Genomic DNA, 19579 nt, shown 5'->3' on the forward strand with positions numbered 1-19579 from the left:
TGCGACCCCCGATTCCCACCATCCAGATTTTCGAAGTGAAAACCCATGGCAGGCCATTCCAAATTCAAGAACATCATGCATCGCAAGGGCGCGCAGGACAAGAAGCGCTCGGCGATGTTCTCAAAGCTTTCGCGTGAAATCACTGTCGCGGCCAAGATGGGCATGCCCGATCCGGACATGAACCCGCGCCTGCGACTGGCGGTCAACGCGGCCAAGGCGCAGTCCATGCCTAAGGACAATATCCAGCGCGCGATCGACAAGGCCAGCATGGCCGGCGGCGAGGATTACGAAGAAGTGCGCTACGAGGGCTATGGCCCCGGCGGCGTCGCGCTGATCGTCGAGGCGCTGACTGACAATCGCAACCGCACCGCCACCAATGTGCGCACCGCCTTCAGCAAGAACGGCGGAAACCTGGGCAGCGAAGGCTCGGTCCAGCACGGGTTCGAGCGCAAGGGGCTGATCGAATATCCCGCCAGCGCGGGCGATGAGGAAACGGTGCTCGAAGCCGCGATCGAAGCGGGCGCGGACGATGTCGAAAGCTCTGACGACGGCCACACGATCTGGACCGCTTCGGACGATCTCCATGCAGTCGCTACCGCGCTCGAAGCGGTTCTGGGCGAGGCAGAGAACGTCAAGCTGGCGTGGAAGCCCAACATCACCGTGGCGATGGACGAGGCGGGCGCCACGACCTTGCTCAAGCTGGTCGACACGCTCGACGATGACGACGACGTCCAGACCGTGTGGGGCAATTACGAGATCAGCGACGAGATCATGGAGAAGCTGGCTTGATGTCCGCCCCGACGAGCGGAGCGGTGGGCTGATGTGGAGCTTCGTCGCGAAGGCGCTGCTGGCCGGCGTGATGATCGCGGCGATTGCGGAAGTCGGACGGCGGCTTCCGGCCATGGCGGCGCTGATCGCGTCGCTCCCCTTGGTCTCGATCCTGGGAATGATCTTCCTGTGGCACGCGCGGCCCGACGCGGAGAACATGGCGGTGCATGCGCAATCGACCTTCTGGTTCGTGCTGCCGAGCCTGCCAATGTTCCTGCTGATCCCGATGATGCTGCGGCAGGGCTTCAGCTTCTGGGTCGCGCTCGCGGTCGGATGTGTGCTTACGCTGGTGCTCTATCTGGCGATGGTTCAGTTCGGGCCGCGCATCGGCATCAGGTTCTGATAGCGCCGTGATCATCCTCGGCCTCGACCCTTCGCTCAGCTGCACCGGATGGGGCGTGGTGCGGGCCGAAGGTTCGCGCATCGCGCACGTCGCCAATGGTGAAGTGAAGACCGATGCCAAGGCTCCGATCGCCGAGCGGCTGCATCATCTTCACGACGCGATCCGCGCGGTGATCGGCGCTCACGCGCCCGATCGCGCCGCAGCGGAAGAGATATTCCTCAACAAGAACCCGCAATCGACGCTCAAGCTGGCGCAGGCGCGCGGCGCCGTGCTGGTGGCCTGCGCGGCGGGCGGGCTGTTGGTGAACGAGCATGCCGCGCGCCTGGTCAAGAAATCGGTGGTCGGCACTGGCGGTGCGGACAAGGCGCAGGTCCAGGCGATGCTCAAGGTGTTGTTGCCGGGCGCGCAGATCGCCGGGGCCGACGCCGCCGACGCGCTGGCGGTTGCGATCGCGGACGCGCATCTGGTCCCCAGGGTATAGGAGAGAAAATGGCCATAGAGTTTTACGGCATTCCCAATTGCGACACGGTGAAGAAGGCGCGCGTGTGGCTCGAAGCGAAGGGGCTCGCCTACACATTCCACGACTTCAAGAAGGAAGGCGCCGATCCTGCGCGCGTTGCCAGCTGGGTGGAGGCGAAGGGGCTTGATACGGTGCTCAACCGTCGCGGCACCACCTTTCGCAATCTTTCCGATGCCGAAAAGGCCGCGATCGACGCGGGCGATGCAGTGCGGGTGATGGTGGAACAGCCGTCGCTGATCAAGCGCCCGGTGGTCGAGCGCGAGGGCGCGATCCTGGTCGGTTTCAAGGAAAGCGAGTGGGACGCGAGTTTCTAGGTCGCGTCGGGGCCCCAGTCGCCGCCTTCGATTTGCGCGCGACCGCTCATGTTGCCGGCCTGCTTGTTGGCGGCACCCAAAATGTCATCCTTGATCGCCATAACGTCATAGCCGGCCCCCCACAGGCCGATAATGACGATCAGAGTAGCCAGGAGCAGCTTCTTGAACATAGCTAGCGAATCTAGCGCGATCAGCCCTAACCGCAGGTTAAAATCCCGCCTGACTGGCCTGTTTACCCTGATCGGCCTCGCAATGAGTGCGCCCGCGCCCTTGCTCGCGGCGGAAGGGGACGTGCTGGTCATCGCGCATCGCGGCGCGAGTGCCGAGCGGCCCGAGCATACTCTGGCGGCCTATGAAATGGCGATCGATCAGGGTGTGGACTATATCGAGCCCGATCTGGTCGCGACCAAGGACCTTGTGCTGGTGGCGCGGCACGATAACGAATTGTCCGACACAACCGACGTCGCCAGCCGCGAGGAATTCGAGGATCGCCGCCGCGACAAGACCGTCGACGGGCAGCGCGTGGCGGGCTGGTTCGTCGAGGATTTCACTCTGGCGGAACTGCGCACGCTGCGTACGAAAGAGCGGATACCGCTGGTGCGCCCGGCCAATGCGCGGTTCGACGGGCTCTACCAGGTGCCCACGCTGGAAGACATCGTGAAGCTGGTGCGCGCGAAGGAAGCCGAGACCGGGCGACGGATCGGCCTCTATCCCGAGCTCAAGCATCCCAATTTCCTGCTGCAGGAAGCGGGGATCGACATGGTCGACCTGCTGCTGCGCGAATTGCGGCGGCTGGGCGTGAGCGAAGCCGATCCGGTGTTCATCCAGAGCTTCGAAGTCGGCGTGCTGCAACGGCTCGACCGGCGCAGCGACTTCAAACTGGTGCAGCTGGTCAAGCCCGAGGACGGCCCGGCAGACGAGCCCGCGATGCGCTATGCCGAGATGATCGCGCCTTCGGGCCTTGCCGAAATCGCGAAATATGCCGACGTGCTGGGAGCGCATATCGGCCTGATCCTCGGAGCCGACGGAGCGCCCACCTCGCTGGTTGCGGACGCAAAGGCGACGGGGCTGGAGGTACATGCGTGGACCCTGCGGCCAGAGAATGCCTTTCTGCCGGCGCCATTGCGCGGGGCAGGTGGCGATGCCGCGCACGGCAATGCCGCGGCGCTGAAGGACATGCTCGTGCGTGCAGGCGTCGCCGGAATCTTGACCGACGCGCCCGACCTGTTCGAATAGCTCAGGCGCGTGTCGCGGTGACCAGGTAGTTGAGCGAGAGGTCGCTCGGCGACAAATGCAGCCCCTTGCCCGGGCGCCAGGCGATCCCGCATGGAGCCCCCGTCGCCAGCCCCGCTTCGGACAACAGTTCGTCCAGCTCCTCGGGCGTGACGAAATCTTCCCAGTGATGCGTGCCGCGCGGGACATAGCCGACCCGCTCGGCCGCCTCGACCAGCAACAGCCGGCTCGCGGTGGTGCGGTTGGGGGTGGAAAGGGCCAGCAGGCCGCCCGGGGCCAGGCTTTCCGCCAGCGCCGCGACGAAGGCGCGCTTGTCGGCGACATGCTCCACCACTTCGAACGAAGTGACGAGATCGAATGCGCCGAGATCGAGGCTTGCCAATTCGCCTGCCATGTAGCGGATATCGAGCCCGCCGCCCGCCGCATGCGCGCTGGCGACGCCCACATTCTCCGCCGAAGCATCGACCCCCGTCACCTCCGCACCCCAGCGCGCTAGCGGTTCGCACACCAGCCCCGCGCCGCAGCCCACGTCGAGCGCGCTCTTGCTCGCGAGCGGTTGCGCGGCGCGAACATCGCCGCTCCAATGCCGGTCCACCGCTTCGCGCAGGAAGGTGAGCCGCACCGGATTTACCTGGTGCAGCGAGGCCATCGGCCCCTTGGCGTTCCACCATTCGCGCGCCAGCCCGGAAAAATGTGCTTCTTCCTCTGGGCGGATAGTTACATTTGTGACATTTGCCTTTGCCATGAGGCATCCCTAACAGCGCGCGGGGATTCGGACCAGCTAGGAGCACGGAAGCCTTGGCACGTATCGTGATGAAATTCGGCGGCACCTCGATGGCGGGGACCGAGCGCATTCGTCGCGTGGCGAATATCGTGCGCAAGCAGCAGGCCGCCGGGCACGAAGTTGCGGTGGTGGTTTCGGCCATGGCGGGCGAGACCGACCGGCTGGTGAACTTCTGCCGCGAAGCCAATGCGCTGTACGATCCGGCCGAATACGATGTGGTCGTTGCCAGCGGCGAGCAGGTCACATCGGGCCTGCTGGCGCTGACGCTGCAATCGCTCGGCTGCAAGGCGCGTAGCTGGCTCGGCTGGCAATTGCAGGTGCATACGATCGAGGCGCATGCAAAGGCACGGATCGATTCGATCGATTCGGACGCGCTGGTCGCGTCGATGGGAGCGGGCGAGATAGCAGTGATCCCGGGCTTCCAGGGTGTCGGCAGCGATGGCCGCGTGACCACGTTGGGCCGCGGCGGGTCGGACACTTCGGCAGTGGCGGTGGCTGCAGCGATCGATGCGGACCGCTGCGACATCTACACCGATGTCGACGGGGTCTACACCACCGACCCACGCATCGTGGCCAAGGCGCGAAAGCTCAAGGCAGTCACCTACGAGGAAATGCTCGAGCTGGCTTCGGTAGGGGCCAAGGTGCTGCAAACCCGCTCGGTTGGGCTGGCAATGAAGGAAGGCGTGCGCGTTCAGGTGCTCTCGAGCTTCCTCGGCGATGACGCCGTGCCAGCCGACCAATTGCCCGGCACGCTGATCGTGTCGGACGAAGAAATGGATCAATTAGTGGAGAACGGCGATATGGAACGCCAGCTCGTCACCGGTATCGCGCATGACAAGAACGAAGCCAAGGTGATCCTCACCCGGGTGCCTGACCGGCCCGGTGCGGTGGCCAACATCTTCGAGCCGCTGGCGCAGGCCGCGATCAATGTCGACATGATCATCCAGAACGTGGGCCGCGACAAGGGCGAGACCGACGTGACCTTCACCGTGCCTCAGGCCGATCTCGCGCGCGCGCAGGCGCTGCTCGAGGACAAGCGCGAAGTGATCGGCTATAATCGCATCATCACCGACAGCAAGATAGCCAAGATCAGCGTGGTCGGCGTGGGGATGAAGAGCCATGCAGGCGTCGCCAGCACGATGTTCCGCGCGCTGTCGGATCGCGGGATCAACATCCAGGCGATTTCGACCTCCGAAATCAAGGTCAGCGTGATGATCGACGAGGACGAGACCGAACTGGCGGTGCGCGTGCTGCACACGGCTTACGGGCTCGACGCGCAGGACGAAGCGGCCTGATCGCGCGGGCCCCTTCGCGTCACCGCGTATTGCCCTCCGTTAAGCCGAGCCACTAACCAAAACTTAAGGGTATTCCCCGCACCCATGGCCTGTAGCTAGGAGCACAGGCGATTCCGATCAGGGGACATCTTGAACAGCACGCGCCGCAGGGCGATGTGTGGCGCCATGACCGGCGCCACCTCTACCTCGAGGCCAATGGCGGGCTTGCCTCGGGCGAGCAGGCCAATGTCGCGATCCACAATATCTCCGAAGGCGGGATGCTGATCGAAACCGCGCTGGAACTGGCAAGCGGTGTGGAACTCACAGTCGAACTGCCGCACGAAGGTGCGGCGGCGGCGCAAGTGGTCTGGACCAGCGGCAGCCTGTTCGGTTGCCGCTTCCTCCGCCCGATCGGCGCGGCGGCACTGAGCGCGGTGCAGCTCAAGGCCGATGCCCCCCTTCCGCCGCTGTTCGGGCATGCCGAAGGCGCACCGGCACGCGGAGTGGCGCTGGGCAAGAGGCTCGAACAAAGCCGCAAGGCGCGCGGGCTCACACTGGCGCAGGTCGCCGACCGGCTGGGCGTGAGCAAGCCGACCGTCTGGGCCTGGGAAAAGGGCAAGGCGCGCCCGGTGGATGAGCGCTTTCCCGCGATTGCAGATGTGCTCGGCCTCGATGCGGAGGAATTGCTCGAAGCGCAGCGCCCCGAAGGCGTTTCCGAACTACTGCAATCGAGCCGCGAACAGATCGCCCAGGCGCTGGGGATCGACGCCAGGCAAGTCCGCATCCTGATCGAGATCTGACCGGCGCGATAGGTAATTGCCCCAATAGAATCGCTACGAAATTCTAATATTATGGTAAACAATGCCATAAGTTGATTCGTTTTTTAGTCAAGTTAAATGAACAAACTAACAGTCTATATTGATATTGCCTGATATATACGTTTTTGGCGTAAAATAATGCTGATAGTTAGTTAACTTCATTTGCTTGGTTTGGAACGGATTGGCGGGGGTTGGTCGCCAGAGCCGGGGGCAAGCGGCAATGACAGGAAGTTTCTCCGCAAGATACGGGGATATCTTGCAGGATATGCTGGCCGAAACGGTCGGCAGCATTTTCATCCGCACCGATGCGGAAGGTTTCATCGAGGAAGCCTCTCGCGGGATCGAGGCATTGGGGCTAAACCTCGCGGAAATGTTGTTCAAGCCGCATATCGCCGATCTGACGGTAAGCGCTCATGCCGCCGCAGTGCGTGACTTCCATGATGGTGCGCTGCATGGGCGAACCCCGACTGCAGGCCGGCTCGAATTCCCTGTGTCGACCGCTTCGGGCGAGGCGGCATGGTATTCGCTCAGCCTGCGCCCTGCGCCCGACGAGGATGGCCGGATCAACTGCACGCTGGGCCTGCTGCGTTCGGTCGAAGGGCGTCGCTCGCTGGAGGAAGAGCTGGCCGCCGCCGCGATGACCGACAATGTCACCGGGCTCGCAAACGGGCGCGCCTTCCAGGCCATGCTGGCGCCTCTGCTCGCGCATGGCGCGCCGGGGGCGCTGGCGATCTTCGAGATCGATCGCTTTGCCGCGCTCAAGCTCAACTTCGGCCATGCTATAGCGCAAGAGATGCTGTGGGCCTTCGGGCGCTTCCTTTCGAACGTCCTGCCTGAGGATTTCATCCTTGCGCGGCTCGACGGCGATCGCTTCGCCGTGCTCATGCCAGGCTGCACCGGTGCGGCCGCAGACGAAATCACGCGCGACATTCTCGCCACGTTCGCCGGGCTGTCGAGCGACACGCAGCGCGCCGAAACGCGGCTCAGCGCCTCTGCCGGTATCGCCACGATCGCGGGTTCGATCGACGCGGTAATGATCAATGCCGAACGTGCGCTGGTGGTGGCGCGCGCGCTGGGCGGGAGGCGCGCAGAAATCCGCGACCCGTCTTCGCCATGGCATGGACGGCGCACTTGAACCTAGGCCCGCTGGCGCTTGGAGGCGCGGCAATCTGGCGCTAAGGCAGCGGCATGCCATTTACTGCAAAGATCCTTCTGCTGGGCTCGGGCGAACTGGGCCGCGAATTCACCATCTCGGCCAAGCGGTTGGGCGCCTGCGTCATCGCTTGCGATTCCTATGCCGGCGCGCCTGCGATGCAGGTCGCCGATGCCAGCGAGGTCTTTTCGATGCTCGATGGCGCGGCACTGCGCGCGGTGGCGGATAAGCACCGGCCCGATTTGATCGTGCCCGAGATTGAAGCGATCCGCACCGAAGTGCTGGGCGAACTCGAAGCGGAAGGCTTCAACGTCGTCCCTTCGGCGCGCGCAGCCCAGCTGACCATGAACCGCGACCGCATCCGCGACGTAGCGGCGGACGAGCTTGGCCTCGCCACTTCGCTCTATCGCTATGCCGAGAACCTCGAGGAAGTGCGCGCGGCGGCGCAGCGCACGGGCTTTCCCTGCGTGATCAAGCCGGTCATGTCCTCTTCGGGCAAGGGGCAGAGCAAGGTCGATGACGAAACCGGGCTGGAAGCGGCGTGGGACTATGCCGTGGCCAATATGCGCGGCGACCGCCAGCGGGTGATCGTCGAGCAGTTCATCGACTTCGATTACGAGATCACCTTGCTCACCGTGCGCCACGCAGGCGGCGTGACCTTCTGCTCGCCGATCGGCCACCGCCAGGAGCGTGGCGACTACCAGGAAAGCTGGCAGCCCACTGCGATGACCGACGCCGCGATCGCCAGGGCGCAGGACATGGCGCGCAAAGTGGTCGAGAACCTTGGCGGCGCGGGCCGCGGCTGGGGCCTGTTCGGGGTCGAGTTTTTCGTAAAGGGCGAGAAAGTGATCTTCTCCGAGCTGTCGCCGCGCCCGCACGATACTGGCATGGTGACGCTGATCTCGCAGGACCTGACCGAGTTCGACTTGCATGCTCGCGCGATCATGGGCCTGCCGATCCCGGACGAAATCCATGCACGCCCTTCGGCTTCGGCGGTGATCTTGGCCGATCGCGACAGTGCCGATTTCGAGTTCCATGGCGTGGCAGACGCGCTGGCGGTGCAGGGCGGTGCGGTCGATTTGAGGCTGTTCGGCAAGCCGACTACGCGGCCCTATCGCCGCATGGGCGTGGCGCTGGCGGCGGCAGGCGATACCGACCATGCACGGCGGATCGCCGCCGAGGCGGCGGGCAAGGTGCGGATCGAGTATCGCGATTGATAAGCTTGCCGTAAGCGCGCATCGGCCTTAATCGCCCGCGCCATGAGCAATTTTCCCAAGACCAGCCGCCTGATGCAGCGCGGCAAAGACTTCCTCGGCTGCGAATATGCGATCCTGTGCGGCGCGATGAGCTGGGTGTCCGAACGCAACCTCGTTTCGGCCATCAGCAATGCCGGGGGCTTCGGCGTGATCGCCTGCGGCGCGATGACGCCCGAACTGCTCGACACCGAGATCGCCGCGACGAAGGCGCTGACCGACAAGCCCTTCGGCGTGAACCTCATCACCATGCACCCGCAGCTGTTCGATCTGATCGAAGTTTGCCGCAAGCATGGCGTGAGCCATGTCGTGCTCGCGGGCGGCATTCCGCCCAAGGGGAGCGTCGAGGCGATCAAGGGCGAGAGCGGGAATGACGCCAAGGTGATCTGCTTCGCCCCCACGCTCGCGCTCGCCAAGAAGCTGCTGCGTTCGGGCGCGGATGCGCTGGTGATCGAAGGGATGGAAGCGGGCGGGCATATCGGCCCGGTCTCGACCAGCGTGTTGGCGCAGGAAATGCTGCCTGAACTGGCCGACGAGCACCTGATCTTCGTCGCGGGCGGGATCGGCAAGGGCCAGGCGATTGCGGGCTATCTGGAGATGGGCGCCGCCGGGGTGCAGCTCGGCACGCGCTTCGCCTGCGCGACCGAAAGCATCGCGCATCCCGATTTCAAGAAGGCCTTCTTCCGCGCTTCGGCCCGCGATGCAGTGGCCAGCGTGCAGGTCGATCAGCGCCTGCCGGTGATCCCGGTCCGCGCGCTCAAGAACAAGGGCACCGAGGAATTCACCGCAAAGCAGATCGAAGTCGCCGGCTTGCTGGATCGCGGCGAAGTCGAGATGGGCGAAGCCCAGCTGCAGATCGAGCATTTCTGGGCAGGCGCACTGCGCCGTGCGGTGATCGACGGCGACGTCGAGAACGGATCGATCATGGCCGGGCAATCGGTCGGCATGGTCAAGGCAGAAGAGCCGGTGGTGGACATCATCCAGGCGCTGATGGCCGAAAGCGAGGAAGCGCTGACGCGCCGCTGACATGGCCGAGCCGCTCGTCCTCACGCTCAGTTGCGCCGACCGGCCGGGTATCACCGCAAGGGTGACCTCCTTCCTGTTCGAGCGCGGCGGCAACGTGCTCGAGGCGCAGCAGTTCAATGACCGCGAAAGCGACCGTTTCTTCATGCGCGTCGAATTCGATCCGGGCGTACTCCCGCGTGAAGCGATCCGCGAAGGGTTCGCCCCGCTGGCGGCCGAGCACGGTATGGAGTGGAAGCTGGCGCTGCGCGACCGGGCGCGCCGGGTGCTGATCATGGTCAGCAAGTTCGACCACTGCCTGGCCGACCTGCTCTATCGTTGGCGCATCGGCGAATTGCCGATGGAGCCCGTCGCAATCGTTTCGAACCATCCGCGTGAAAGCATCCAGCATACTGATGTTGGCGACGTGCCGTTCCACCATTTGCCGGTCACAAGTGCGAACAAGGCCGAGCAGGAAGCGCAGGTGCGCGCGATTGCGGCGGAAACCGGCGCCGAGCTGGTGGTGCTGGCGCGCTACATGCAGATCCTCTCGGACGAGCAGGCGGCGCATTTTTCCGGTCGCTGCATCAATATCCACCACAGCTTCCTGCCCGGCTTCAAGGGCGCCAAGCCCTATCACCAGGCGCATGCCCGCGGGGTGAAGATGATCGGTGCGACTGCGCATTACGTGACGCGCGATCTCGACGAAGGGCCGATCATCCATCAGGACGTCGAAACGATCACCCATGCCGACAGCCCTGAAGAGCTGGTGCGCAAGGGCCGCGATATCGAGCGTCGCGTGCTCGCCGAAGCGGTGCGGCTGCACCTCGAAGAACGGGTGCTGCTCAACGGCACCCGCACAGTGATGTTCAGGGGTTAGGCGGCGCCGGATGCGCCGCTCGATCCCTTATTTCCCTTCGAGCGCCTTGTCCTCATTGGCGCGCTTGAGCACGTAGAGCCGCATCGCTTCGATCTGGTCGCGGTTGAACTGGTCCTTCCACGCAACCATGCCGTTTTCCGACAGCAGCCCGTCATGGACGACTTGCTGCCACAGGTCCTTCCGACCGAGCGTGGCTGAATGGCGCAGGTCCGGATTGAGGCTGCCCGCCACCGCAGAGATACCGTGGCAGACACTGCAGCTGTTGCTGTAGAGCTTTTCGCCGAGGGCGATCTGCTCGGGCGTACCTGTTGGAGCCGGCGGATCGAGCACAAGTGCGGGCGTCGGCTTGAGCGGCGGCAGCTTGCCATCGGCGCCCAGCTTGAACACCATCAGGCGGCTGATGTTGGGCGTGATGCCGCCGGCGAGCTTGCCTGCGGACACGTCCCACACGCCGCCCCAGCCCACCAGCACGGCGACATATTGCTCGCCGTCGATGGCATAGGTCATCGGCGCGGCGAGCACGCCGCTCTGGGTCTCGAACGACCACAACTGCTTGCCGGTATCGGCAGTGTAGGCACGGAACTCCCCGGTCGAGGTGCCCTGGAACACGAGGTTCCCCGCAGTCGCCAGCGTCCCGCCATTGGTCGGGCTCGGCTGCGGCACCTTCCAGCGCACTTCGCCGGCCACCGGGTCGAAAGCGACCAATGCGCCGTTGAGCGCTTCTTTCGTCGCTTCGCGCACGGCCTTGTCCGCCGGGATGTTGCCGCCGCTCACGTCGATGCCCAGCTGGAAGCCGGTTTCGCCCGGCTCCCAGTTCGGATCGTGGGCATAATACTGCGGTGTGTTGTTGGTCGGGATATAGACCAGCCCGGTCATCGGGCTGTAGCTCATCGGCGACCAGCTATGCGCGCCGACTGCGCCGGGCACGCCGATCCACGGCTTGCCGGTCAATTCGTACTTGGCTTCCGGATTGACGTCGGGCTTGCCGGTCACGGGATCGAGCCCGAAAGCCCAGTTGATCCCATCGACAAAGGGCTTGCCGGAGATGAACTGGCCGGTCACCGCATCGAGAACGTAGAAAAACCCGTTCTTGGGCGCATGCATCACCACCCGGCGCGACTTCCCGCCGATTTCGAGGTCGGTGACGGTGATCTGCTGGTTGGAATCGAAATCCCAGCGATCCTCGGGCGTTTCCTGGAAGTGCCAGGCGTATTCGCCGGTATCGGGCTTCACCGCCACGATCGACGCCGTGTAGAGGCTGTCCCCCGCGCCATCGGTATTGCGATAGGCCGGGTTCCACGGTTCGGCATTGGCGGTGCCGAAATAGACGAGGTCGGTCTGGGGATCGTAAGTGATCGAATCCCACACCGTGCCGCCGCCGCCGAGCTTCCACCATTCGCCGTTCCAGGTCTTGGCGGCCTTTTCCATCGCTTCGTTCTCGAAGCCATCGGCCGGGTTCCCCGGGACGGTATAGAAGCGCCACAGCTCCTCGCCGGTCTGCGCGTCGAACGAAGCGATGTAGCCGCGGGTGAAATATTCCGCGCCGGCCGATCCGATCAGGACCATGCCCTTCACGATACGCGGCGCGCCGGTGATCGCCATGTGCGAGCCCTTGGGGATGGTGAGCTTGTCCCACACCACCTTGCCGGTTTTCTGGTTGAGCGCGACCAGTCGCCCGTCGAGCGTCGCGACATAAACCTTGTCGCCATAGAGCGCGACGCCGCGGTTCACCGCATCGCAGCACACTTCGACCAGCTTGGAGCGCGGGACCTGGGGGTCGTATTCCCATTTGAGCGCGCCGGTCTTCGCGTCATAGGCTTTCACCATGCTCCACGCGGTGGAGATGTAGAGCGTGCCGTCATGCATCAGCGGAGTGGCTTCCTGCCCGCGCGCAGTGTCGAGATCGGCAAACCATGCAAGACCGAGCTGCGACACATTGTCGGCATTGATCTGGTCGAGCGGCGAAAAGCGCTTTTCGTCATAGCCGCCCCCATAGGTCAGCCATTCGTCGCCCACGCCCGCTGCGATCATCGAATCGGTTACGCCTTCGGTCGCCAGGGGCGAGCGTTCCGCGCCGCGTTCTCCGCAGCCCGCCAGCAGCAGTGCCACTGCGCCGATCGCTGCGCTCATGAAACCTTTCGCCATCATCGTCAGTTCTCTCCCTTGATAGACAGAGTGCCCCTTGGCGCTTGCGCTGTCCATTGTGCATTTATGACAGTGCGGGCAGGATCGGCGACAGGGAATGGGAGCTGGAAAAATGTGCGACGAAGCAAATCTGGAGAAATGGGCGCGCGAGGGGCTGACGCGTCGGCAGTTCGGCCTCGCCACAGGAATGGCCGCGATCGCCGCTGCCTGCACGCCCAAATCGGGCCAGGCGGATAGCGGCGCGCAGGTGGTTACTTCGCCGGGCTTCCCGGCATGGACCGAGCAGTCAGTCGCCTTCGAAACGCCTGACGGCACGATGGATGGCTGGCTGGTCGCGCCAACGTCCGGCCCGGCGCCTGCTGTGGTGATCTGGCCCGATATTGCGGGACTGCGCGATAGCAAGAAGGCGATGGCGCGGCGGCTGGCCGATCGCGGCTATGCCGCGCTGGTGGTGAACCAGTATTACCGCGATACGCCTGCCCCGATCTGGCAGGATTTTGCCGATTTCGCCGGGAATGGCGGCTGGCCCCGCGCGCGCGAAATGCGCGCCAGGCTGGATGCCGAAGCGATCATGCGCGATGCCACGGCGGCGGTCGCCTTCCTCGATTGCCGTGACGAGGTTGACAGCAAGCGCGGCATCGGCACGCAAGGCTATTGCATGGGCGGGCCCTTCACCATGTGGACGGCCGCTGCAGTCCCTGCGCGCGTGAAAGTTGCGGCCAGCTTCCACGGCGGCGGGCTGGTGCGGCCCGACTATCCGATGAGCCCGCACAAACTGTTCGACCGGATGGAAGCTTCGTTGCTGATCGCGATCGCGCAGGATGACGACGCCAAGGCGCCGGGTGAAAAGGATGTGTTGCGCGAAGCGGCCTCCGCTGCGGGGCGCAAGGCGGTGATCGAGGTTTTCGCCGGAGATCACGGCTGGTGCGTGCCTGACAGCCCCGCATACAAGGAGCCCGAGGCGGAGCGCGCCTGGGCCGAAATGCTCAAGCTTTACGGGGACGCCTTGTAGCGAAGCTCGCGGGCTGCCGGAGCGCGCCCTGCCAGCTGAAAGGGAAGGGGGTGAGCCGGGCCCACCCCGCTAGCCTCAGATATCGTCAACGCTCTTGCTGACGAGGATGTTAACCGAAACGCGGCGGTTCTGCGCCTTGCCTTCGGGGGTGCTGTTGTCCGCCAGCGGGTCGGACGCGGCCATCCCGGTGGGCGAAAGCATGCGCCAGGGTTCCCACTTGCATTCCTGCTGCAGGAAATTCACGACGCGACCCGCCCGCTTTTCGCTGAGCGTCTGGTTGACTTCATAGCTGCCGGTGGAATCGGTGTATCCGACCACGAGCAGCAGTGCGTTGTCGATCGACTTGGCATTGGCGGCCGCATCGCACAGGTCGCGCTGGGCGGCCGGCGAAAGGTTCCACTTGCCGGTGTCGAAATAGACGTTGGTGGTGCCCTTGATGTTGTACTTGTCGATGTCGCCCATGCGACCGCGCAGCGCCTCGGTGGCGGCGACGTTTTCGGCAATCGCGGTTTGATTCTCGGAGATCGCCGCTTCATTCTCGCCAAAGCGCTGGTCGGTGGCGTTGCGGATCATCGCCGCAGTCTTCAGGTCCTTGCCTTTGAGCGCGATCCTGCTGGCGACCAGGCCGCCTTCCCATTGTACCGTTTCCACGCTGACTGGCAGGCCGTTCATCAGCGAGCTGGAGGTGAGCTTTTCGCGGCCAAGGCCCAGGAAGCCGCCGCTGGTCCTGATCTCGGTCGCCGGGCCGACATTGACCACGGCCTTGATGTCGCCGGCTACAGTGATCTGCACCCGATTGCCGTTGCGCGCCGAAATGAAGCCGTCGAGATCGGGCCCCTCGAGCAAGCCGGACAGGTCCGTCGGAAGCGAACCATAGACGTTGATGTTCTCGGCGTTCGCGGACTCGTTCTCCTGCGCCGACAGGCCACCCGTTGCGGGCACGGCAAGCGCGGCGAGCAGGAACAGGGCTCCCGACCTAGTGGAAATGACACTCATTACGCTACTCCTTAAAACTACTTCAGCCGGCTCTGCGCGTCCGCGGCCATTCGTTCGGCCGGTTCTCGGGATGGCGTGTCCGGCTGCCAGACCCCCTCATCTCGTTCCATAGCGTGTGCGGCACATGGGCCACACATTGACGACATGAAGCCGCTCGGTGTGCAGACCAACCTTTCTGCCAGATTAACAACCGGCCTGATTGCACCCTTTGCGGGGGTGGTTCGGGCCGTCCGTGCGGCGAACCGGTGCAGGGCGGGGCGCTCAGGCAAGCAAACACCAGCTTGTGGGCGCCATTGCCAGGTAACGCAGGATATTGTGTGCTGACCGAGTCCGCGGGCGGTTTGGAGCCTGCTCGCGCCGTTTTCCTACGTGGCATTCGGGCGGTTTGGGCGATGATGCGGCGGCCCATCGGCGCTTTGCGGAACCCTCGTGTCTTGTTCGTTGATTGGCATGCGGATCGCAGGTGTTTCATCAACTTGCGTGGCGCGCAACGCGCCATGGGAGTTCGGAGCCTGGCCGGTCCGGTTTCCCTTGGAAGCGGCGGGCTTGCCATGTAGTCTGTCGCCAATCGGTGTTCAGAGGAGAAAATTCGATGGAATTCGTGCTGCTTGCGCTGTTGTTCCTGCTCGTCACTTTCCTTATCATGGCGGTGCGCGTAGTGCGGCAGGGCTTTGTCTATACCATCGAGCGGCTCGGCAAGTTCACCATCGCCGCCGATCCGGGCCTGCACCTGATCATCCCCTTCATCGACCGCGTCGGGCAGAAGGTGAACATGATGGAGCAGGTGCTCGACATCCCGGGCCAGGAGATCATCACGCGCGACAACGCCATGGTCGGCGTGGACGCTGTCGTGTTCTTCCAGGTGCTTGATGCGGGCAAGGCGGCCTATGAGGTGCACAATCTCTACGCCGCGATCATGGCGCTGACGACGACCAATCTGCGCACGGTGATGGGCAGCATGGATCTCGATGAGACGCTGTCGAAGCGCGACGAGATCAACGCGCGGCTGCTGAGCGTGGTCGATCATGCGACTTCGCCCTGGGGCGTTAAGATCACGCGCGTCGAGATCAAGGATATCCGCCCGCCGCATGACATTTCCGAAGCGATGGCTCGGCAGATGAAGGCGGAACGCCTCAAGCGCGCCGAAATCCTCGAAGCCGAGGGTGAACGCGCCAGCCGCATCCTGCGCGCCGAGGGTGAGAAGCAGTCGGCAATCCTTTCCGCCGAGGGCAAGAAGGAAGCCGCTTTCCGCGACGCTGAAGCGCGCGAACGCGCCGCCGAGGCCGAGGCGCGCGCCACCCAGATGGTGTCGGATGCAATCGCGCAAAGCGGCAGCGCCGCGATCAACTACTTCATCGCGCAGGAATACACCAAAGCGGTGGGCAAGTTCGCCACCAGCCCGAATGCCAAGACCATCCTGTTCCCGGTCGAGGCGACGCAGTTGATCGGCTCGCTCGGCGGGATCGGCGAACTGGTGAAGGAGGCGATCGGGACTAGGGATGGCGATGTGACCGTGCCGGGTAGCTCCGCTTCCGGCCAGCCGCTGCCGCCGGTGCGTCCGCGCACCAGCGTACCCCGGGCTGGTGACAGCTGATGAACCTCTTCGAAGGCCTCGACGCGCATTGGATGTGGATCGCCATCGGGCTGATCCTCGCCGTACTCGAAATGCTTTTGCCGGGGGTCTACCTGATTTGGCTGGCAGTGGCGGCGATCATCACCGGTGTCCTGACTTTCGGGCTTGATCTTGCGCTTCCCTCGCAGATCGTGGTTTTCGTTTCGGCTTCGCTGATCGCTGCCTTCAGCGCTCGCCGATTCCTGAAGGATTCGCCGATCGAAAGTTCGGACCCCTTGCTCAACCAGCGCGGAACTCGCCTGATCGGGGACACGGCAGTCGTGACGCAGGCATTCGACGGCGGCTCGGGCCGGATAAAGCACGGTGACAGCGAATGGCTGGCAAAGGGCCCCGATCTCGGGATCGGCACCCGCGTGCGCATTACCGGCAATGATGGTGCGATCCTGATCGTCGAGCCGGCTGTGATGCTGCCTCCGCCCGGGGAATCCCCGAGCGGTGAGGGCGGAGGCGGAGATTAGGCCGCGCCGGCGCCTGCGACCGGTGTGAAGCGCCCGTGCTTGCGGTAGCGCATCATCCACTTGTCGAGGAACAGGCCCAGCGGGCGCGGTTCGATCCCCAACTGCTTGTAGCCCGGACACTCGCCTGAGGCCACGTTCCCCTGCCGGAGCAGCGCCCATTGGTCGCGGCTCATGAGAGTGCCGGGAAGTGCGGCGAAGAACGAGGATGCGCCATCGGGCATGGGGATGAAATGCCGCTTGCGACCTTGCGCGGCGGCAATGCGACGGTTGATTTCAAGCATGGTGAGCGTTTCAGGGCCGCCCAGTTCGAAGGTCTTGCCACCATGCCGGACAGGGTTTTCCAAAGCGACGGCGATCGTTTCGGCGACATCATCAACAAAGGTCGCCTGCAATTGCGCATCGGGCCCGAAAACAGGCAGAACGGGCAGCATCTGGATCAGCCCGGCAAACATGTTGATGAAATTATCGTCTTCCCCGAAAATCACTGAAGGACGAATGATCGTGGCCTTGGGGAAGTTCGCCAGAACAGCCTTTTCACCGAGGCCTTTGGCGCGCGCATACTCGACTTCCGATTCGGCATCGCTCCCGATTGCGCTCACATGCACGAATGACTGCACGCCAGCCGCCTTCGCCAGCCGCGCCATTGCGCCAGGCGCCTCGCCCATCAACTGCCGCAGGTCACCTCCGAAGGCGCCGACCAAGTTCACCACCGCGTCCGATCCCTCGATCGCTGCCGCGAGGCTGCCTTCGTTGGTGATGTCGCAGCGCAGGAATTGCAGTTGGCCGAGATTGGCGAGCGGCTTGAGGTTGAACGACCGCTCGGGATTGCGACTCGCTATGCGTAGCCGGACGCCGCGCTCTAGCAGCGCTTGCGCGACATAATTGCCCAGGAATCCACTGCCGCCGAAGATGGTGACGAGCTTGTTCGCGAGAGGATTGGTCTTGGCCATCGGGGGTCCGTTGTTGAATGCTCTGCTTGGTGTGAGGGCGCATTGCCGCAATGCGCCGTGCGCCGCAAGCGTTGCAGGCTGGAAGAAGTGCTTTCTTGCGTTGACAGAGTGCGCCGCCACTCGCTATTGGCCCGCGCCTACCGCGAGCCGGACTTAGACGACCGGCCCGATTGAGTGCCCAGATGGCGGAATTGGTAGACGCACCGTCTTCAGGTGGCGGCGGGGGCAACCCCGTGGAGGTTCGAGTCCTCTTCTGGGCACCATTAGCTTAAAGCATTGAAATACATAGAAAAAATGGGATACTTTGAGGACTCACATTGGTTCTCCAAATTCTTGTCTCGGCTTGTCTTTTCCCTTCTCTTTCAATGCCTATCGGTCTCCAGCGTTCGAATCATCGATAGTCCCGGATCATTCTGGCTTGAAATTCTTGCGGGCCTTTCTGTGGGCCTTCTGAAAATCCGAATTCGGAGGCCCGCATCGTCATTCCCGTGAGGAACGCCTCTTTCCTGTCTCTTGAGCGATTGCCACGCTTGGGGAAGTTTGGGGAGCGGTCTAGGCAACTTACCCTGCAATTCGTATGAATTGAGGAGATGCTGCGTAAATCTTGCATTTCCGGTCTTTACCCTGCATTTTCGTGAAATCGCAGATTGCAGGGTAATACATGAACTTCAAACCGTTTTCCGACGAACAGGCAAGGGTGATCGTCAATCTCGAGCAGACCTACCAGGTCTGGATGGAGGCCCTGCGTGCGCTGAATGAGATGCCCTACAACATGCGCATCAAGGAGGTTTCTGGTCGAGAATATCTTTATGAGGTTACAGATCGGCGCGGATCGATGAAGAGCAAGGGCCCGCTCGATCAGGAAAAGCAGGCTGAATTCGACGATTACAAGGCTGAGAAGGCAGAGCTCAAGGAACGTCTTTCAGGAAGCAAGGACGCGCTCAAGGAACAAGCGAGCCTGTACCGCGCGCTGCGTCTCCCAATGCTCCCGGCGGAGGCGGGCAAGATCCTGCGCGAAGCTGACCGCCTTCGTTTTCTTGGAGATCAGGCCATGGTAGTCGGCACCAACGCTCTGATTGCATATGCCTTGGAGGCAAATGGATTCATTCGAGATGCGCCCGACACAACACTGGATTTTGACATGGCGTTGACCGGAATCGAGGCTGATGAGGACCGACCAACCTTATGGAAAGTGCTTAAAGAAGCCGACTTGACCTACTCGGTGAACACCGAGCGGCCTTTCCAGGCACGCAACGCCAAGGCATACGAGGTGGAAATTCTTTCGGCCCCTAGCCGCATTAGCGGACAAGTTTTGCAGGACCGACCTCGGCCCATACCGCTACCCGAACAGGAATGGCTGTTGAATGGACGACCGGTCGACCGCGTCGTTGGTGTACGCGACGGCGAAGCTGCGCGCATGGTTGTTCCCGATCCGCGATGGTTCGCCTTGCAGAAACTGTGGATGGCAGAAAAGCGTGAGCGCGATCCGCAAAAGAAGCCCAAGGATCGCAAGCAAGGAAATGCCGTGCTTGATGCAGTCTGGGTTGCCATGCGGCATTACCCATTGGATGAAGAATTCTGCAAAGAGCTGCCCGAAGTATTGAAGCCGCATTTTGAACGATGGGATGCCAAGAAACCGCAGCGCGATTAAGCGATCCGACGCCGGCTCCCTTGTTATCGGTTGCTTTCAGGTCATCGGTAGGTGTCGCCGTACTAAGCTTTCCGGGATCACTGTCGTAGCGATGGTGACAGAAACTGGGCCGATTGCGGACTGTCGGCTTTTTGGGAAATTTGTACGGATATTACATGTAGCGGCGCGAGGCTGGTCGGAGCGAGAGTCTCGCGCTGAATTTTGTCTTCCGACATGCGTTGTGAGCGGGGTGGGTTATTGCGCCGTCGCTCTCCAGTTGAATAGCCCCTAGATTTGTGGACGCCTTCTTTCCTAAATTTGAGGACAGGAGGCGACGATGGGGAAAGCTAATT

20 protein-coding genes and 1 tRNA gene are annotated in these 19579 nt (G+C 63.1%); 16 read left to right on the plus strand and 5 right to left on the minus strand.

Annotated elements, in window-relative coordinates:
* Window positions 1-45: 45 nt before the first annotated feature.
* Genes VRS74_RS03510 through VRS74_RS03525 form a run of 4 tightly spaced genes read left to right on the plus strand, consistent with a single transcriptional unit; the run spans window position 46 to window position 2005 of the window.
* On the plus strand, window positions 46-789 hold the full coding sequence (locus VRS74_RS03510; protein WP_354143859.1) for a YebC/PmpR family DNA-binding transcriptional regulator: 744 nt from the start codon (window positions 46-48) through the stop codon (window positions 787-789).
* Between the two features lie 31 nt (window positions 790-820).
* Window positions 821-1171 (plus strand): DUF3147 family protein, encoded by a 351-nt coding sequence (locus tag VRS74_RS03515; protein ID WP_354143860.1) that lies wholly within the window; start codon window positions 821-823, stop codon window positions 1169-1171.
* A 7-nt stretch (window positions 1172-1178) separates the two neighbouring features.
* Complete coding sequence (gene ruvC, locus VRS74_RS03520; RefSeq protein WP_354143861.1) at window positions 1179-1652, plus strand: crossover junction endodeoxyribonuclease RuvC; 474 nt, start codon at window positions 1179-1181, stop codon at window positions 1650-1652.
* Window positions 1653-1660: 8 nt separating this feature from the next.
* Window positions 1661-2005 carry an arsenate reductase gene (locus VRS74_RS03525; RefSeq protein WP_354143862.1) on the plus strand — a complete coding sequence of 115 codons (345 nt, stop codon included), beginning with the start codon at window positions 1661-1663 and terminating at the stop codon, window positions 2003-2005.
* Here VRS74_RS03525 and VRS74_RS03530 read toward each other — a convergent pair.
* On the minus strand, window positions 2002-2175 hold the full coding sequence (locus tag VRS74_RS03530) for a hypothetical protein (protein WP_354143863.1): 174 nt from the start codon (window positions 2173-2175) through the stop codon (window positions 2002-2004). The genes VRS74_RS03525 and VRS74_RS03530 overlap by 4 nt on opposite strands.
* Window positions 2176-2257: 82 nt before the next feature.
* On the opposite strand from VRS74_RS03530, the gene VRS74_RS03535 reads away from it, so the two are divergent.
* Window positions 2258-3241 (plus strand): glycerophosphodiester phosphodiesterase family protein, encoded by a 984-nt coding sequence (locus VRS74_RS03535; RefSeq protein ID WP_354143864.1) that lies wholly within the window; start codon window positions 2258-2260, stop codon window positions 3239-3241.
* A 1-nt stretch (window position 3242) separates the two neighbouring features.
* Here the strand turns inward: VRS74_RS03535 and ubiG are convergent, their stop codons facing one another.
* Complete coding sequence (gene ubiG, locus VRS74_RS03540) at window positions 3243-3983, minus strand: bifunctional 2-polyprenyl-6-hydroxyphenol methylase/3-demethylubiquinol 3-O-methyltransferase UbiG (RefSeq protein ID WP_354143865.1); 741 nt, start codon at window positions 3981-3983, stop codon at window positions 3243-3245.
* A gap of 53 nt (window positions 3984-4036) precedes the next feature.
* Here ubiG and VRS74_RS03545 point away from each other — a divergent pair, with 53 nt between their 5' ends.
* From VRS74_RS03545 to purU, 6 genes are all read left to right on the plus strand, one after another.
* Complete coding sequence (locus tag VRS74_RS03545) at window positions 4037-5317, plus strand: aspartate kinase (RefSeq protein WP_354143866.1); 1281 nt, start codon at window positions 4037-4039, stop codon at window positions 5315-5317.
* A gap of 155 nt (window positions 5318-5472) precedes the next feature.
* On the plus strand, window positions 5473-6096 hold the full coding sequence (locus VRS74_RS03550; protein WP_354143867.1) for a helix-turn-helix domain-containing protein: 624 nt from the start codon (window positions 5473-5475) through the stop codon (window positions 6094-6096).
* 283 nt (window positions 6097-6379) lie between these two features.
* A complete protein-coding gene (locus VRS74_RS03555) occupies window positions 6380-7249 on the plus strand; it encodes a GGDEF domain-containing protein (RefSeq protein WP_354143868.1) in 870 nt (289 codons plus the stop codon).
* A 53-nt stretch (window positions 7250-7302) separates the two neighbouring features.
* The gene (gene purT, locus VRS74_RS03560) at window positions 7303-8484 is read left to right on the plus strand and encodes a formate-dependent phosphoribosylglycinamide formyltransferase (protein WP_354143869.1); all 1182 of its coding nucleotides are present in this window, start codon (window positions 7303-7305) and stop codon (window positions 8482-8484) included.
* A 42-nt stretch (window positions 8485-8526) separates the two neighbouring features.
* Entirely contained in the window at window positions 8527-9546 is a 1020-nt protein-coding gene (locus tag VRS74_RS03565) for an NAD(P)H-dependent flavin oxidoreductase (protein WP_354143870.1), read from the plus strand.
* Between the two features lies 1 nt (window position 9547).
* The gene (gene purU, locus VRS74_RS03570; protein ID WP_354143871.1) at window positions 9548-10402 is read left to right on the plus strand and encodes a formyltetrahydrofolate deformylase; all 855 of its coding nucleotides are present in this window, start codon (window positions 9548-9550) and stop codon (window positions 10400-10402) included.
* Window positions 10403-10429: 27 nt separating this feature from the next.
* On the opposite strand, the gene VRS74_RS03575 is transcribed toward purU, so the two are convergent.
* Entirely contained in the window at window positions 10430-12547 is a 2118-nt protein-coding gene (locus VRS74_RS03575; protein ID WP_354143872.1) for a PQQ-dependent dehydrogenase, methanol/ethanol family, read from the minus strand.
* Between the two features lie 112 nt (window positions 12548-12659).
* On the opposite strand from VRS74_RS03575, the gene VRS74_RS03580 reads away from it, so the two are divergent.
* On the plus strand, window positions 12660-13559 hold the full coding sequence (locus tag VRS74_RS03580; protein WP_354143873.1) for a dienelactone hydrolase family protein: 900 nt from the start codon (window positions 12660-12662) through the stop codon (window positions 13557-13559).
* A gap of 75 nt (window positions 13560-13634) precedes the next feature.
* Here the strand turns inward: VRS74_RS03580 and VRS74_RS03585 are convergent, their stop codons facing one another.
* Window positions 13635-14555, minus strand: coding sequence for an OmpA family protein (locus tag VRS74_RS03585; protein ID WP_354143874.1), 921 nt, complete (start codon window positions 14553-14555; stop codon window positions 13635-13637).
* A gap of 592 nt (window positions 14556-15147) precedes the next feature.
* Here VRS74_RS03585 and VRS74_RS03590 point away from each other — a divergent pair.
* Both VRS74_RS03590 and VRS74_RS03595 read left to right on the plus strand, forming a co-directional pair.
* Window positions 15148-16149: an SPFH domain-containing protein gene (locus VRS74_RS03590; RefSeq protein ID WP_354143875.1), complete on the plus strand. Its 1002-nt coding sequence runs from the start codon at window positions 15148-15150 to the stop codon at window positions 16147-16149.
* On the plus strand, window positions 16149-16646 hold the full coding sequence (locus tag VRS74_RS03595; RefSeq protein WP_354143876.1) for an NfeD family protein: 498 nt from the start codon (window positions 16149-16151) through the stop codon (window positions 16644-16646). Before VRS74_RS03590 ends, VRS74_RS03595 begins: the two co-directional genes overlap by 1 nt.
* Here the strand turns inward: VRS74_RS03595 and VRS74_RS03600 are convergent.
* Complete coding sequence (locus VRS74_RS03600; protein WP_354143877.1) at window positions 16643-17596, minus strand: complex I NDUFA9 subunit family protein; 954 nt, start codon at window positions 17594-17596, stop codon at window positions 16643-16645. The genes VRS74_RS03595 and VRS74_RS03600 overlap by 4 nt on opposite strands.
* 176 nt (window positions 17597-17772) lie before the next feature.
* Here VRS74_RS03600 and VRS74_RS03605 point away from each other — a divergent pair.
* Both VRS74_RS03605 and VRS74_RS03610 read left to right on the plus strand, forming a co-directional pair.
* Window positions 17773-17859, plus strand: a tRNA-Leu gene (locus VRS74_RS03605).
* Between the two features lie 398 nt (window positions 17860-18257).
* Complete coding sequence (locus VRS74_RS03610) at window positions 18258-19247, plus strand: GSU2403 family nucleotidyltransferase fold protein (protein ID WP_179406799.1); 990 nt, start codon at window positions 18258-18260, stop codon at window positions 19245-19247.
* Window positions 19248-19579: the final 332 nt, after the last annotated feature.

The sequence above is a fragment of the Altererythrobacter litoralis genome, assembly GCF_036324225.1.
Lineage (GTDB): Bacteria > Pseudomonadota > Alphaproteobacteria > Sphingomonadales > Sphingomonadaceae > Erythrobacter > Erythrobacter litoralis_A.

Coding starts and splice junctions, on each gene's coding strand:
- VRS74_RS03515 (WP_354143860.1), top strand. CDS start 821: ATGTGGAGCTTCGTCGCGAAGGCGCTGCTGGCCGGCGTGATGATCGCG.
- VRS74_RS03610 (WP_179406799.1), top strand. CDS start 18,258: ATGAACTTCAAACCGTTTTCCGACGAACAGGCAAGGGTGATCGTCAAT.
- VRS74_RS03535 (WP_354143864.1), top strand. CDS start 2,258: ATGAGTGCGCCCGCGCCCTTGCTCGCGGCGGAAGGGGACGTGCTGGTC.
- VRS74_RS03525 (WP_354143862.1), top strand. CDS start 1,661: ATGGCCATAGAGTTTTACGGCATTCCCAATTGCGACACGGTGAAGAAG.
- VRS74_RS03530 (WP_354143863.1), bottom strand. CDS start 2,175: ATGTTCAAGAAGCTGCTCCTGGCTACTCTGATCGTCATTATCGGCCTG.
- VRS74_RS03600 (WP_354143877.1), bottom strand. CDS start 17,596: ATGGCCAAGACCAATCCTCTCGCGAACAAGCTCGTCACCATCTTCGGC.
- VRS74_RS03575 (WP_354143872.1), bottom strand. CDS start 12,547: ATGGCGAAAGGTTTCATGAGCGCAGCGATCGGCGCAGTGGCACTGCTG.
- VRS74_RS03580 (WP_354143873.1), top strand. CDS start 12,660: ATGTGCGACGAAGCAAATCTGGAGAAATGGGCGCGCGAGGGGCTGACG.
- VRS74_RS03510 (WP_354143859.1), top strand. CDS start 46: ATGGCAGGCCATTCCAAATTCAAGAACATCATGCATCGCAAGGGCGCG.
- VRS74_RS03565 (WP_354143870.1), top strand. CDS start 8,527: ATGAGCAATTTTCCCAAGACCAGCCGCCTGATGCAGCGCGGCAAAGAC.
- purU (WP_354143871.1), top strand. CDS start 9,548: ATGGCCGAGCCGCTCGTCCTCACGCTCAGTTGCGCCGACCGGCCGGGT.
- VRS74_RS03555 (WP_354143868.1), top strand. CDS start 6,380: ATGCTGGCCGAAACGGTCGGCAGCATTTTCATCCGCACCGATGCGGAA.
- VRS74_RS03590 (WP_354143875.1), top strand. CDS start 15,148: ATGGAATTCGTGCTGCTTGCGCTGTTGTTCCTGCTCGTCACTTTCCTT.
- VRS74_RS03585 (WP_354143874.1), bottom strand. CDS start 14,555: ATGAGTGTCATTTCCACTAGGTCGGGAGCCCTGTTCCTGCTCGCCGCG.
- ubiG (WP_354143865.1), bottom strand. CDS start 3,983: ATGGCAAAGGCAAATGTCACAAATGTAACTATCCGCCCAGAGGAAGAA.
- purT (WP_354143869.1), top strand. CDS start 7,303: ATGCCATTTACTGCAAAGATCCTTCTGCTGGGCTCGGGCGAACTGGGC.
- VRS74_RS03595 (WP_354143876.1), top strand. CDS start 16,149: ATGAACCTCTTCGAAGGCCTCGACGCGCATTGGATGTGGATCGCCATC.